The 13,958-nt window shown below is 68.6% G+C and carries 11 protein-coding genes; 7 read left to right on the top strand and 4 right to left on the bottom strand.

Features of this window, described 5'->3' with window-relative positions:
• The first annotated feature begins 59 nt into the window (after positions 1–59).
• Complete coding sequence (locus KZ810_RS17155; RefSeq protein ID WP_258044304.1) at positions 60–1,013, top strand: hypothetical protein; 954 nt, start codon at positions 60–62, stop codon at positions 1,011–1,013.
• 73 nt (positions 1,014–1,086) lie between these two features.
• Here KZ810_RS17155 and KZ810_RS02910 read toward each other — a convergent pair whose 3' ends face one another.
• A complete protein-coding gene (locus tag KZ810_RS02910; RefSeq protein ID WP_219767470.1) occupies positions 1,087–1,596 on the bottom strand; it encodes a host attachment family protein in 510 nt (169 codons plus the stop codon).
• An 89-nt stretch (positions 1,597–1,685) separates the two neighbouring features.
• Between KZ810_RS02910 and serS the strand changes: the two genes are divergently transcribed.
• From serS to tyrS, 4 genes are read left to right on the top strand one after another with little or no spacing between them, the layout of a single operon-like run.
• On the top strand, positions 1,686–2,957 hold the full coding sequence (gene serS / locus KZ810_RS02905; RefSeq protein ID WP_219767469.1) for a serine--tRNA ligase: 1,272 nt from the start codon (positions 1,686–1,688) through the stop codon (positions 2,955–2,957).
• Positions 2,957–3,724 (top strand): 5'/3'-nucleotidase SurE, encoded by a 768-nt coding sequence (surE, locus tag KZ810_RS02900; protein WP_219767468.1) that lies wholly within the window; start codon positions 2,957–2,959, stop codon positions 3,722–3,724. Before serS ends, surE begins: the two co-directional genes overlap by 1 nt.
• Before the next feature lie 4 nt (positions 3,725–3,728).
• Positions 3,729–4,970, top strand: coding sequence for a M23 family metallopeptidase (locus KZ810_RS02895; protein WP_219767467.1), 1,242 nt, complete (start codon positions 3,729–3,731; stop codon positions 4,968–4,970).
• Between the two features lie 37 nt (positions 4,971–5,007).
• Positions 5,008–6,234 (top strand): tyrosine--tRNA ligase, encoded by a 1,227-nt coding sequence (gene tyrS, locus KZ810_RS02890; protein ID WP_219767466.1) that lies wholly within the window; start codon positions 5,008–5,010, stop codon positions 6,232–6,234.
• Positions 6,235–6,242: 8 nt separating this feature from the next.
• Here the strand turns inward: tyrS and KZ810_RS02885 are convergent, their stop codons facing one another.
• Both KZ810_RS02885 and recG read right to left on the bottom strand, forming a co-directional pair.
• On the bottom strand, positions 6,243–6,680 hold the full coding sequence (locus KZ810_RS02885) for a DMT family transporter (protein WP_219767465.1): 438 nt from the start codon (positions 6,678–6,680) through the stop codon (positions 6,243–6,245).
• Between the two features lie 11 nt (positions 6,681–6,691).
• Complete coding sequence (gene recG, locus KZ810_RS02880) at positions 6,692–8,746, bottom strand: ATP-dependent DNA helicase RecG (protein ID WP_219767464.1); 2,055 nt, start codon at positions 8,744–8,746, stop codon at positions 6,692–6,694.
• 93 nt (positions 8,747–8,839) lie between these two features.
• Between recG and KZ810_RS02875 the strand changes: the two genes are divergently transcribed.
• Together KZ810_RS02875 and mfd are read left to right on the top strand one after the other, a co-directional pair.
• A complete protein-coding gene (locus KZ810_RS02875; protein WP_219767463.1) occupies positions 8,840–9,118 on the top strand; it encodes an FAD assembly factor SdhE in 279 nt (92 codons plus the stop codon).
• 34 nt (positions 9,119–9,152) lie between these two features.
• Positions 9,153–12,605, top strand: a complete 3,453-nt coding sequence (gene mfd / locus KZ810_RS02870; RefSeq protein ID WP_219767462.1) for a transcription-repair coupling factor — start codon at positions 9,153–9,155, stop codon at positions 12,603–12,605.
• Between the two features lie 59 nt (positions 12,606–12,664).
• Here the strand turns inward: mfd and KZ810_RS02865 are convergent, their stop codons facing one another.
• Positions 12,665–13,921 carry a GGDEF domain-containing phosphodiesterase gene (locus KZ810_RS02865; protein WP_219767461.1) on the bottom strand — a complete coding sequence of 419 codons (1,257 nt, stop codon included), beginning with the start codon at positions 13,919–13,921 and terminating at the stop codon, positions 12,665–12,667.
• Positions 13,922–13,958 lie beyond the last annotated feature (37 nt).

Here is a 13,958-nt window from a genome sequence, read left to right as displayed (position 1 = left end):
AAGCGCTGCTTGGATTTTTCCGCGACGGATCGCTTCGTCGCCAACGAGAGAGTGATGGCATGTCTGTGCGGATGGCGTTGGCAAAACTTTGCGCGTGCACCTGCGGTGGCGCACTGATCGGCGGCGGCGCGGTCCACGTCGCGGAAACGGCGAAGCACCGGACGGTGTACGCGAAAAAGGCGACGCACCGCGTCGTCCGCCGCAGCTACAGCAGCAAGGGCAACGTGCGGCGGATCGTGCGCAGCGCCGGTAACAACTGCCCTGCGACGACGGTGACGGTTGCGAGCACGGGCGCACCGGTGCCGGTGCCGCTGCCCGAGCCGGTCCCCGCCTTCGTCGGTGGTGGCGGTGGCGGCTACGCCCCCGCGATCGGCGGTGGTGGCTTCTACGGCGGCGGCGGCGGCGGGTTCTTCGCCGGCGGCTTCTTCGGCGGATCGGGTGGCAGCAGCGGCAGCAGCGGCGCGATCGTGGTGTCGTCCACCTCAACGTCGTCGTCGACCGGCGGCGCCAAGGTCGAGATCGACAATTCCAACAAGAACGAGAACAACGTCGACAATTCGAGCAAGAACGAAAACAATAACTCGTCGAATAATTCCTCGAACAACTCGAGCAACAACAACAACTCGAGCAATAACAACAATTCCAGCAACAACACGAACAACAATAACAACCAGAACAAGAACGAGCAGAGCCAGAACCAGGAACAGGAACAGAACCAAAATCAGAACCAGCATCAGGCGAGCTCGACCAGCACCTCGTCCTCGACGTCATCGTCGACCTCGTCGTCGTCCTACGGGTCGAGCTCGAAGGGCTGGGGATCGAGCCATGGCTGGAGCTCGAGCAATGGTTGGGAGCATGGCTGCAAGGGTGGCAATTGTGCGCCGCCGCCGGGATCGAGCAACGGCACGCCCGCGCCGGTGCCCGCGCCGCCGATGATGCTGCTGTTCGGCGCCGCCGCCGCCGCGCTCGTCGCACGCAAGCGTCTGGCGAAGCGCGAACCCGCCGCAGCCTGATCCGCGCCAACCGCGACATGAAAAAGGGGCCGGCGCAGCGGATGCGCCGGCCCCTTTCGTTATTGACGCCAGCTCAGGCGGCGGCGAGCGCCTTCTCGATCGCGTCGATCGGGTGGCCCGTCAGGTCCTTGTCAAGTTCGCCCTTCAACCGGCTCTCGACCTCCTTGTGATAATGCTTGCGCAGCTCACCCAGCGTCTTGGGCGGGGCGACGACGATCAGCGCATCGTAGCTGTGCGACAACGCGCGCTTCTTGAGCAGCTCCGCGGCCTCCGCGGCGAAGCGATCTTCTTCCAATTGGTGAAAGTCGGTTTCTTCGAAGCTCCCGCGCGAGGGGGCGAATTGCGCCCCGCCGCCCGCGGCATGGTTCGACCCGCCGCGCGCCACCGCGGGCGCACCGGCGCCCGATTGCGTCGAGGAGGCACCGCCCGCGGCGTCGGTCTTCTGGTCGCGATCAGCCGGGTTCGCGTGCTCGCGCGCGTGCTCGACCACCAGGTTCGGGAATTCCGCGTCGCCTTCGTTGCGCAGGAACAAGAGCTTGCGGCCGTCCGCCACCAGTACGACCGAATTGTGAGGGACCTGCATCGCGTTCTCCTTTGTTTTCGCCCCCACCCAACGCCGCCCTCCCCGCGCGGGTTGCGCGCTTCCCGGCGCATCGCCATAGCCCGGTCGCCATGCACGACATCCGCCTGATCCGCGACGATCCCGCCGCTTTCGACGCCGCCATGAAGAAGCGTGGTCTCGCCCCGCTGTCGGCCGACCTGCTCGCGATCGACGAACGCGCCCGCGCGCTCACGACCGAGGTGCAGGCGGTGCTCGCGCGCCGCAACGAGGCATCGAAGGCGATCGGCGCGGCGAAGGCGCGGCGCGACGATCCGACCGACCTGATGGCCGAGGTCGCGGCACTGAAGGAGCAATTGCCGCAGCTCGAAGCCGAACAGAAGGCGGTCGCCGCCTCGCTCAACGAACGATTGGCGAGCATCCCCAATCTGCCAGCGGACGACGTTCCTGTCGGTGCGGACGAGAGCGGCAACGTCGAGCTGAAGCGTTGGGGCAACCCGCGCACCTTCACCTTCGCGCCGAAGGAGCACGCCGATCTCGGCCCCGCGCTCGGCATGGACTTCGAAACCGGCGCGCGATTGTCGGGCGCACGCTTCACGTTCCTGCGCGGCGGGATGGCGCGGCTCCACCGCGCGCTCGCGCAGTTCATGCTCGACCGCCACGTCACTGACAACGGCTATGTCGAGTGCAACCCGCCCGTGATGGTCGGCGACGCCGCGATGTACGGCACTGACAAGCTGCCCAAGTTCGCGGACGATTCGTTTCGCACCACCGACGGCCGCTGGCTGATCCCGACGTCGGAGGTCAGCCTGACCGCCTCGGTTGCCGATCGCATTCTCGGCGACCTTTCCGAGCCGATGCGGATGACCGCGCATACCTTGTGCTTTCGCAGCGAGGCGGGCGCGGCGGGACGCGACACACGGGGGTTCATCCGCCAGCATCAGTTCGAGAAGGTCGAGCTGGTCACCGTCTGCCGCCCCGACGACAGCGACGCGGAGCATGAGCGGATGACGCGGTGCGCCGAGGGGATCCTGGAGGCGCTCGCCCTGCCCTATCGCCGCCTGCTGCTGTGCACCGGCGACATGGGCTTCGGCGCGCGTCGCACCTTCGACCTCGAGGTCTGGCTTCCCGGGCAGGACGCGTGGCGCGAGATTTCCTCTTGCTCGACCACCGGCGATTTCCAGGCGCGCCGCATGAACGCGCGCTTCCGCCCAGAAGGCGAAAAGGGCACCCGCTTCGTCCACACCCTCAACGGCTCGGGCCTCGCGGTCGGGCGCACGCTCGTCGCCGTGCTGGAAAATTACCAGCAGGAGGATGGATCGGTCGCGGTGCCCGCGGTGCTCCAGCCCTATATGGGCGGCATCGACCGGTTGAGCCCGCGCTGATGCGCATCCTGCTCTCCAACGACGACGGCTATCACGCCCCCGGTCTCGCGGTGCTGGAAAGAATTGCGGCCGAACTGTCCGACGACGTGTGGATCGTTGCTCCGTCCGAGGAACAGTCGGGCACCGGGCGTTCGCTGACGCTCAACCGGCCGCTGCGCGTGCGGAACTTCGCCGAACGACGCTTCGCAGTCACCGGCACGCCGACCGACGCGGTGATGATCGCGCTCGCCGAGCTGATGGACGGGGCGCCCGACCTGATCCTGTCGGGGGTCAATCGCGGCGGCAATCTGGCGGAGGACGTGATGTATTCGGGCACCGTCTCGGCGGCGCTCGAGGGCGCGCTCGCGGGCATCCGCTCGATTGCCCTCAGCCAGCGCTACGGCGCGCTTGAACCGGGCGACGACGTGTCGTTCGCGGTCGCAGAGGCATGGGGCGTACGCGCGATCGAGCCGCTGTTGCACGCCGATTGGGCGCCGCGCACGGTCGTCAACGTCAACTTCCCCGCGAGCGAGCCCGACGCGGTGCGCGGCATCAAGGTCGTGCGCCAGGGGCTGCGCGACTATGGCCGGGTCCGCTTCGAGACGCGCAAGGACCCGCGCGGCTTCGACTATCATTGGCTGGCGCTCGGCGCGATGCGTGGCGCGCCTGCCCCAGGCACCGATCTGGCGGAGGTCGCCGACGGGTGGATCACCGTGACGCCATTGCATCTGGACCTGACCCACGAAGCCTCGCTAGCATCGCTCTCGCGCGTGTATTGCGAGGAGTGAAGGCATGGGACGGTTGGCGTCGGCGGGGTGGGTCCTGCTCATCGGCGGCGCGCTGACCGGATGCATCCCCGGCGGAGGCGACGGCGGCACGTACGACCCCGCGCCGCCACCCGCGCGCGACCGTGATCGGTGGGAACGACCGCGCGAGGAAGACACCGCGCGCCCCTATGACGAACAGGCCACCGTTCGCGACGATACACCACCGCGCCGCCGCGCCGAGCGTGTCCGCGACCGCGACGAGCGGCAAGACGATCAACCGCGCCCGCGCGACCTGCCGGCCGCCGACCGCAGCGTCGCCGCGCGTACCGTCGTCGATCGCCAGACCGGGGTGGCGCAGCTTCCCGCCCCCGCCCCCGCATGGGAAGCCCGCCCCGTCGCCGCCGACGCGGTGGTCGTCGCGGCGCAGAATTATGAGGTGGCACCCGGCGACACGCTCGGCCGCGTCGCCGATCGCACCGGGGTCGCCGCCGACGTGATCGCGCGCGCCAACGACCTGACCGAACCCTATACGATCCGCGTGGGACAGCGGCTGACGATCCCTGGCGGGCGCTATCATCTCGTCCGCGCGGGGCAGACCGGCATCGCGATCGCGCGTGCTTACGGCGTGCCGTGGTCGCAGGTGATCGCCGCCAACCAGCTCGCCGAGCCGTACACGCTGCGCACCGGGCAGCGCGTGCTGATCCCCGGCGAGCCGGCGCGCGGGGTGTCCGCGGCACAGCGCGCCGCCGCGTTCACGCTCGACGTCGACTCGATCCTGACCGGCGGCGAACCCGCGGTCGCGGTCAACCAGGCACCCGCGAAACCGGTCGCGACGACGCGCCGCGTTCTTGCCGCCACCACCCCGGTCGCCGCGCCGATGGGCGCACCGGGGCAGTTCGCCTGGCCCGCGACCGGCCAGCTCGTCCGGCGCTTCGGCCCCGGCGGCTCGGGCGAACGCAACGACGGCATCAAGATCGCGATACCGCTGCAGACGCCGATCAAGGCAACCGCCGATGGCACCGTCGCCTATGTCGGCGATGGGATCGCCGCGCTCGGCGGGCTCGTCATCATCCGCCACGGCGGCGGGTGGACCTCGGTCTACGGCCACGCGAGCAAGCTGCTCGTCCAGCGCGGACAGGCGGTGAAGAAAGGACAGACGATCGCCTTGTCGGGCGACACCGGCTTCGCCGACCGGCCCGAGCTGCATTTCGAGCTGCGAAAGGGCCGCACCCCGGTCGATCCGATCCGACAGCTACCGCTTCGCTAGCGATTGCGTGCCGGTTGATGCTAGACTCGCCGCCGACATGACCGACTACAGCTCCGACCTGCTCCGCACGCTGTCCGCGCGCGGTTACATCCACCAGACGACCGATGCCGCCGCGCTCGACGCGCTCGCCGCCCGTCAGGTCGTGCCGGGCTATATCGGCTTCGATCCGACCGCACCGTCGCTCCACGTCGGCAGCCTCGTGCAGATCATGATGCTGCGCCGCATGCAGCAGACCGGGCACAAGCCGATCGTGCTGATGGGCGGCGGCACGGGCAAGATCGGCGATCCAAGCTTCAAGGACGAGGCGCGCAAGCTGTCGTCGCAGGAGGTGATCGATGCGAACATCGCGGGCATTCAACGCATCTTTGAGCGTTTCCTGACCTTCGGCGAGGGTGAGACCGACGCGGTGATGGTCAACAACGCAGAATGGCTCGACCAGCTCGAGTACATTCCGTTCCTGCGCGAGGTCGGCCAGCATTTCTCGGTCAACCGGATGCTCGGGTTCGACTCGGTCAAGCTCCGGTTAGAGCGCGAACAATCGCTGAGCTTCCTCGAATTCAATTACATGATCCTGCAAGGCTATGACTTCGCCGAGCTGTATCGCCGCCGCGGCGTGCGGTTGCAGATGGGCGGGTCGGACCAGTGGGGCAACATCGTCAACGGCGTCGACCTCGCGCGGCGGATGGACGGGGCGGAGGTCTACGGCCTGACCACGCCGCTGCTGACCAAGGCTGACGGCAGCAAGATGGGCAAGTCGGTCGACGGCGCGGTGTGGCTGCACGAGGACCAGTTGCCGCACTTCGATTACTGGCAGTTTTGGCGCAACACCGATGACCGCGACGTCGGCCGCTTCCTGCGCCTGTTCACCGACTTGGCAGTAGACGAGATCGCGCGGCTCGAGGGGCTGGGCGGCGCCGAGATCAACGAGGCGAAGAAGGTGCTCGCCAACGAGGCGACCGCGATGTGCCGCGGGCGCGCCGCGGCCGACGAGGCAGCGGAGACGGCGCGGCGCACCTTCGAGGAGGGCACGAGCGGCGCGGCGCTGCCGTCGATCACCGCGTCGGGGTCGATCGCGCTGGTCGATGCGCTGGTTGCGCTGGGTTTCGCGGGCTCGAAGGGTGAGGCACGCCGCCTGATCAAGGGCGGCGGCGCGCGCGTTGCAGGCGAGAAGGTCAGCGACGAAGCCGCGGTCGTGACGATCGGCGCGGAGCCGGTGCGCGTCTCGGCGGGCAAGAAGCACCACGGGATGGTCACTCCGGGCTGAGCGCGCGCTCAGCCGCGGCGGACGACCACCACGCCCAGGATCACCAGCGCGACGCCGATCAACCGCGTCGGCGTGATCGGCTGCTGCGGCAAGCCGAGCAGGCCGAAGCGGTCGACGAGCATCGCGGTGACAAGCTGGCTCGCAACCGCCGCGGTCAGCGTCACCGCGAGCCCGAGCCGCGGTGTCGCGAAGGCGAGCGCGGCGACGAACGCCGCGCCGTAGAGGCCACCCATCCACGCCCACCACGGCGCCGCTCTCGCACCCGACAACGGCGTGCGATCGGCCAGCCAGACGACCGTCAAGGTCGCGGTGCCGACCGCGAACGAGATCAGCGCGGCGAGCCACACCGATCCCGACGCCTTGGCGAGCGCGGCATTGGTCGGTGGTTGCAGCGCGACGCCGATCCCGGCGATCAATACGGCCAGGATCGGAAACAACGCCTGCACTTCGTTTCTCCTCAACCCGAGCGGAGCAATTGCACCCCCTGATCGCGATCGAACAGATAGAGCGCGACGCGCGCCGCCTGCCCGCGCGGACCCGCCAGCCCGCCGTCGCGGTCGATCAGCAACCGCGTGTCATCGGTCGCGGACGGCAGAAGTTCCCCCAGCAGCTCAGGCGTCGCGAGCCGGAACACCGCCTCGCCCGACTGGCGCGTGCCGAGCAGCTCGCCCCCGCCGCGCAGCCGCAGATCTTCCTCGGCGATGCGGAAGCCGTCGTTCGTCTCGCGCATCAGCGCGAGGCGCGCGCGCGCCGTCTCACTGAGCGCAGCGCCCCGCAGCAGCAGGCATACCGATTTGCCCCCGCCGCGCCCGACCCGCCCGCGTAGCTGGTGGAGCTGCGCGAGGCCGAAGCGATCGGCGTGCTCGATCACGATCAGCGTCGCGTTGGACACGTCGACGCCGACCTCGATCACCGTGGTCGCGACCAGCACGCCCAGTTCGCCGCTGGAAAAGCGCGCCATCACCGCGTCCTTCTCCGCCGGCTTCATGCGGCCGTGGACCAGCCCGACGCGCGCACCGAACCGCGCCACCAGCGTCTCCGCGCGCGCCTCGGCCGCCTGAAGGTCGCTCGTCTCGCTTTCCTCGACCAGCGGGCAGACCCAATAGGCCTGCTTCCCCTCGGACAGATGCCGGCCGAGCGCGTTGACGACCTCGTCGGTACGCTCTTCCGACATGACGCGCGTCTCGATCGGCTCGCGTCCCGGCGGCATCTCGTCGAGTTGGCTCTGATCCATCTCGCCGTAACGCGCGAGCGTCAGCGTGCGCGGGATTGGCGTCGCGGTCATCGCGAGCACGTGCGGCGGCACGCGGCCCTTGTCCTGCAACAGCAATCGCTGCGCGACGCCGAAGCGGTGCTGCTCGTCCACGACGACGAGGCCGAGATCCTTGTACCCGACCGCCTCCTGAAAGATCGCGTGCGTGCCGACGAGCAAGTCGATCGACCCGTCGACCAGCCCCATCAGTGTCGCCTCACGTGCGCGGCCCTTGTCGCGCCCGGTCAGCACCGCGATCTCGACCGGCAGTCCGGCGAGCAGCCTGCGAAGCGACTCGTAATGCTGCCGCGCGAGGATCTCGGTCGGCGCCAGCATCGCCCCCTGCGCGCCCGCCTCGACCGCGATCAGCAACGCCATCAGCGCGACCAGCGTCTTGCCCGCCCCGACGTCACCCTGGAGCAACCGCAGCATCGGTGCCGATTGGGCGAGGTCGCCCTCGATCTCCGCCACCGTTCGCGACTGCGCGCCCGTCGGCGCGTAGGGCAGCCGCAGCATGGCGCGCAGTCGCCCGTCGCCCGCCAGCGCGCGTCCTCGCCGCTGCCGCGTATCCGCCCGGACGATCGACAAGGCGAGCTGATTGGCGAACACCTCGTCGTAGGCCAGTCGTGCGCGTGCGGTCGCGTCGGCCGGATCGGCGTGGACGCGCGCGATCGCTTCGTGCCAGTCGGGCCAGTCGTGCTTCGCCTTCAGGCTCGGCTCGATCCATTCGGGCAGCACCGGCACGCGGGTCAGCGCCTGCGCGACCAGCGCCGCGATCCGCTTCGAGGTGATGCCTTCCGACAGGGGGTAGATCGCCTCGCGCTCGCGAACCGTGTCACCGTCCTCGATCGGCTCGGGATGCACCATCTGCAGCTGGTCGCCGTACTGCTCCAGCTTCCCCGAAACGCGCTTGGCCTCGCCAATCGGAAACAGTTTCTTCGCCCAGCCCGACGATCCGCCGAAGAAGGTCAGGCTGACGTAATTGCCGTGGGTGTCGGTCGCCTGCACCCGCGTGGGCGCGCGGGGAGAACTGCTGGTGCGGTAATCGCGCGCCGTGAGCGTGATGACGATCGTGCGCCCGACATCGCCTTGCATCAACTCGTCGCGCGGCAACCGATCGATCCATCCGCTCGGCAGATGGAAGAGGAGGTCGATGACCCGCGCGATCCGCAACCGTTCGAGCGGGCGCGCGAGTGCCTGCCCGACGCCTTTCAGCGACGTGACCTCGGCGAACAGCGGATTGAGGATATCGGGACGCATGACTACATGGGCGACCTAGTTATACGCCCCCCGACTTGCCAGAAAAAGTGTGTCGGACGCGGGCAAACATCCATCACGCGAGGCCACGCGATCATGACCGAGCCCCTCACCGCGCAGGACATCCGCATCAAGCGGCTGCGTTTCCGCGCCTGGCACCGCGGTACGCGCGAGGCCGATCTGATGATCGGCGGCTATTTCGATGCGCATCACGCATCGTGGAGCACGGAGGAGCTCGACTGGTTCGAGGCGTTGCTGGAGGAACAGGACGTCGACATCATGGGCTGGGCGATCGGCTCGATCCCCTGCCCGCCGCAGTGGGACGGACCGATGATGCAGGGCATGCGTTCGCTCGACTTCGTATCCCTGCCCTGACCTTCACGCCCCACCACAGACGGATAGCCGCCACTTGCCCGAATTGAAGACGATCCTCGACGCCACCGTGCCGCTGACGCTGTCGGGCGTGCCGTCGGGGTTCCTGCCCTCGCTCCTCGCCGACATCGCACGCGCGGCACATCTGCGCGCGGTCTACGTCGCTGCGGACGAGGCGCAGATGCGCGCGGTGGCGGCGACCGCGACCTGGTTTGCGCCCGAACTCGAGATCGTTCAGATCCCTGCGTGGGACTGCCTGCCCTACGACCGCGCGTCGCCGACGCTGCGCATCATGGCCGAGCGGATCGGCGCGCTTCACCGCTTGCAGGCCAAACCAAAGGGGCCGCAACTTGTCCTCACCACCGTCAACGCCGCGACCCAGCGGACGTTGACCCCGTTCCGCATCCGCCAGCTCGTCGCCGAATTGAAGCCGGGCGCGCGGATCGACCGCGACAAACTCGCCGCGCTCTTGCAGGCGAACGGCTACGTCCGCACCGACACCGTGCACGATCAGGGCGAATATTCGGTCCGCGGCGGCATCGTCGACCTGTTCCCGAGCGGTGAGGAACAGGCTCTCAGGCTTGATTTTTTCGGCGATGAGATCGAGACCGTCCGCACGTTCGACCCCGCCGACCAGCGTACGACGGGTCGCGTCGACGGCTTCGTGATGCTTCCCGCCTCGGAGGCGTTGCTCGACGAGGAAAGCGTCAAGCGGTTCCGCACGCGCTACCGCGACAAGTTCGGCGCGACCGCGACCGGCGACCCGCTTTACCAGGCGGTCAGCGATGGCCGCCGTCTCGCCGGCATGGAACACTGGCTGCCCTTGTTCGAGGACAAGCTGTCGACCTTGTGGGATCACCTGGGCGATGCGGTCGTCGTCCGCGACAGCGGCGCGCCTGCCGCGGCGGAAAGCCGTCTCGAAGCGATCGCGGACTATTACGACAACCGCAAACGCGCCGAGGCGGCCGAGCCCGGCAGCTACCGCGCGCTCCCCGCCAAGACGCTCTACCTCGACGCCAAGGAATGGCAGGCCGAGATCACCGCCGCGCCCGCGCACCTCGTCTCACCCTTCCACGAGCCGCCCTCGACGCGCGTGCTCGACTTCGAGGTCGACGGACCGCGCGACTTCGCGCCCGAGCGTGCCAATCAGGCCAACGTCTACGAGGCGGTGGTCGCGCATGTCGCCAGGCTGAGGAAGGAGGGGCGCAAGCCGATCCTCGCCAGTTATTCCATCGGCGCGCGCGAGCGATTGAAGAGCCTGCTCGAAGACCACGACCTGACCGGCGCGCGGCTCGCCGACACGTGGCAGGAGGCGCTCGGGGCGGCCGAGCGCGGCGTCGCGCTGACCGTCGTCGCGCTCGATCACGGCTTCACCGCCCCCGGCGTCGCGGTGCTGACCGAGCAGGACATGCTCGGCGACCGGCTGGTCCGCCGCGCCAAGCGTCGTAAGTCGGCCGACGCGTTCCTCGCCGAGCTAGCGACGCTCTCGCCCGGCGATCTGGTCGTCCACAGCGACCACGGCATCGGCCGCTACGAAGGGCTGATGCAGATCCCCGTCGGCAAGGCGCCGCACGACTGCGTCGCCTTGAGCTACGCCGGCGGCGACAAGCTGTACGTCCCGGTCGAGAACCTCGAGGTCCTCTCGCGCTACGGCAGCGGCGAAGACGGTGCGGCGCTCGACAAGCTAGGCGGCGAGGCGTGGCAGCGGCGCAAGAGCCGGATGAAGGAGCGCATCCGCGAAATCGCGGGCGAGCTCATCAAGACCGCCGCCGAACGCGCGCTGCGCCCCGGCGAGGTCGCCGAACCCGACAACGCGGGCTACCCCGCCTTCGTCGATCGCTTCCCCTATCAGGAAACCGACGACCAGGACCGCGCGATCGACGACGTGCTGAACGATCTGGCGGCGGGCAAGCCGATGGACCGGCTGATCGTGGGCGACGTCGGGTTCGGCAAGACCGAGGTCGCGCTGCGCGCCGCGTTCGTCGCCGCGATGGCGGGGATGCAAGTGGCGGTGATCTGTCCGACTACGCTCCTCGCGCGGCAGCATTTCACCAATTTCTCCGCGCGGTTCGAGGGTTTCCCGATCAACATCGGCCGCCTCTCGCGCCTCGTTCCCGCGGCCGAGGCCAAGAAGACCAAGGAGGGTCTCGCGGACGGCAGCATCGACGTCGTCGTCGGCACGCACGCGCTGCTTGCCAAGGGGCTCGATCTCAAGCGGATCGGCCTCGTCATCGTCGACGAGGAACAACGCTTCGGGGTGACGCACAAGGAGCGGCTGAAGGCATTGCGCGCCGACGTGCATATGCTGACGCTCACCGCCACGCCGATCCCGCGCACGCTGCAGATGGCGATGTCGGGGCTGCGCGAATTGTCGGTGATCCAGACCCCGCCGGTCGATCGTCTGGCGGTACGCACCTATGTGATGCCGTGGGACCCGGTGGTCCTGCGCGAGGCGCTGCTGCGCGAACATTATCGCGGCGGGCAGAGCTTCCTCGTCACGCCGCGCATCGCCGACCTGCCCGACATCGAGGACTATCTGCGCCGCGAGGTGCCCGAGATCCGTTACGTCGTCGCGCACGGTCAGATGAGCCCGACCGAGGTCGAGGAGCGGATGAGCGCTTTTTACGACAAGAAGTTCGAGGTGCTCGTCTCCACCACCATCATCGAGAGCGGCATCGACATTCCGTCCGCCAACACGATGATCGTCAACCGCGCCGACCGCTTCGGCCTCGCGCAGCTCTATCAGCTTCGCGGTCGTGTCGGGCGATCCAAGACGCGCGCCTACGCCTATATGGTCAGCCCGCCCGAGCGGCAGATGACCGAGGCGGCGGACAAGCGGTTGAAGGTGCTGTCCGATCTCGACACGCTCGGCGCGGGGTTCCAGCTCGCGAGCCACGACCTCGACATTCGCGGTGCGGGCAATCTGCTCGGCGACGAGCAGTCGGGACACATCAAGGAGGTCGGCTACGAACTCTACCAGTCGATGCTGGAAGAAGCGATCATGGACGCGAAGGCGGGTGGCCTGCGCGACGCCCCGCGCGACTTCTCGCCCCAGATCACGGTCGACGCGCCGATCCTGATCCCGGAGGAATATGTCCCCGACCTAGACCTGCGCATGGGGCTGTATCGTCGCTTGAACGAGGTCGACGAACGCGCCGGGCTCGACGCGTTCGCGGCGGAGATGATCGACCGTTTCGGTCCCCTACCCGACGCGACCGACAATCTCGTCAAGATCATGGAGATCAAGCTCAACGCGAAAAAGGCGTGCATCGCCAAGCTCGACGTCGGGCCGAAGGGTGCGCTGGTCGCGTTCCACGACGACAAGCCTCCCAACGTCACCGGCCTGCTCGCCTATGTCGAGAAGCTCGGCCCGATCGCCAAACTGCGACCCGACAGCAAGCTGGCGGTCAGCCGCGCGTGGGGCGATCCGAAGGCGCGGCTGAACGGCGCGCTGCAACTGTCGAAGGGGTTGGCCAAGGCGGCGGGCTAGACGGTTCTGCCCGCATGCGGACCATGCTCATTTAGGCGCTTTAATTTGCCTCATCGGCCCTAATCGGCGAGCGCCGGGTCGACCAGCCGAACCAGCTCGGCACCGTCGACCGCGCCGGAGCACAGGAAACCCTGGTAATAGGTGCAGCCCTTCGCCGCGAGCAACGCGCTCTGTTCCTCGGTTTCGACACCCTCCGCAATCGTCTCCAGCCCGAGCGCGCGCGCGATCGCGATGACACCTTCCACCACCACGCGGTGGCGCCGGTCACCGACGATGCTCTGCGTCAGGCGCAGGTCGATCTTGAGGTAGTCGACCGGCAGTGCAGTCAGATAGGCAAGGCTCGAATAGCCGGTGCCGAAATCGTCGATCGCGACCCGGCATCCCCCGTCGCGCAGCGCCTCGAGCAGTGCGGTCGCGCTGTCCAGATCGTCGATCAGCCCGCCTTCGGTGATCTCCGCCGTGACCCGCGCGCGGTCGACCCCGCTCGCATCGACGCGCGCGAGAAAGCGTGCCGCGAAATCGGGGCGTGCGAGGTCGGCGGCGGTGACGTTGATCGCCACGCGCAACGTCGACAGCGCGTCGGGCCAGTCCGCGACGCTCGCCAGAGCGCGCGCGAGGATATGATCGGACAGGACGATCCCCAGATCGGCGCGGTCCGACGCGGCCAAGAGCGTCTCCGCGCCAAGCACGCCCAGTTCGGGGTGGTTCCAGCGCGCGAGTGCCTCAACCCCGACGATCGCACCGCTGGCAAATGCCACCTGTGGCTGAAACATGACGGCGATTTCGCCACGGGTGATCGCGCGGTGCAGGTCGGCGGCGAGATGCGCGATCGGGCGATGCGGCGCGGGCGGCGCGATCCGCGTGGTCGCCCCCTCGGCTACGCGTGCATCGGCGAGCGCGGCGCGTGCGCGCGACACCAGCGCCTCCGCATCCTCCCCTTCCCCGCTCGCGACGCCGATGCGGGTTCCGACGTGCACCGTCGTCTGGCCAACCGCGAACGGCTGCGCGAGCGCGAACTCGATCGCGGTGATGAGCGGATATGCCACGTCGAGCTCGACCGGCAGCGCCAGCTGGAACACCGCCCCCTCGCGCGCGAGATCCGCCTCGCCCTCGCGATCGAGGACGCGCGCCATCCGCTCGCTCGCGGCGCTGACCAGCGCGTCGCCCGTTTCGCGGCCGTAGGCGGCGTTGATGATCTCGAAGCTGGCAAGCGCCACGATCGCTACCGTCACCGGCCGCCCCTGCGTCAGCCACGCCGCGACGACCGGATTGTCACCCTCGACGCCGCGTCGCTCTCGACCTGCTTCCCCCAACATCCATTCCCCAAACGCCCGCGCCGTCTGTAGCGCGACG

Source organism: Sphingomonas citricola (genome assembly GCF_019429535.1).
GTDB classification, from domain to species: Bacteria; Pseudomonadota; Alphaproteobacteria; order Sphingomonadales; family Sphingomonadaceae; genus Sphingomonas; species Sphingomonas citricola.
Note: the sequence above shows the minus strand (reverse complement) of the source record. Positions and strands in the feature narration are given on the sequence as shown.

What these genes read in the sequence shown, in the direction of transcription:
- KZ810_RS17155 (WP_258044304.1), top strand. Translation starts at nt 60, where the DNA reads ATGTCTGTGCGGATGGCGTTGGCAAAACTTTGCGCGTGCACCTGCGGT.
- KZ810_RS02910 (WP_219767470.1), bottom strand. Translation starts at nt 1,596, where the DNA reads ATGCAGGTCCCTCACAATTCGGTCGTACTGGTGGCGGACGGCCGCAAG.
- serS (WP_219767469.1), top strand. Translation starts at nt 1,686, where the DNA reads ATGCACGACATCCGCCTGATCCGCGACGATCCCGCCGCTTTCGACGCC.
- surE (WP_219767468.1), top strand. Translation starts at nt 2,957, where the DNA reads ATGCGCATCCTGCTCTCCAACGACGACGGCTATCACGCCCCCGGTCTC.
- KZ810_RS02895 (WP_219767467.1), top strand. Translation starts at nt 3,729, where the DNA reads ATGGGACGGTTGGCGTCGGCGGGGTGGGTCCTGCTCATCGGCGGCGCG.
- tyrS (WP_219767466.1), top strand. Translation starts at nt 5,008, where the DNA reads ATGACCGACTACAGCTCCGACCTGCTCCGCACGCTGTCCGCGCGCGGT.
- recG (WP_219767464.1), bottom strand. Translation starts at nt 8,746, where the DNA reads ATGCGTCCCGATATCCTCAATCCGCTGTTCGCCGAGGTCACGTCGCTG.
- KZ810_RS02875 (WP_219767463.1), top strand. Translation starts at nt 8,840, where the DNA reads ATGACCGAGCCCCTCACCGCGCAGGACATCCGCATCAAGCGGCTGCGT.
- KZ810_RS02865 (WP_219767461.1), bottom strand. Translation starts at nt 13,921, where the DNA reads ATGTTGGGGGAAGCAGGTCGAGAGCGACGCGGCGTCGAGGGTGACAAT.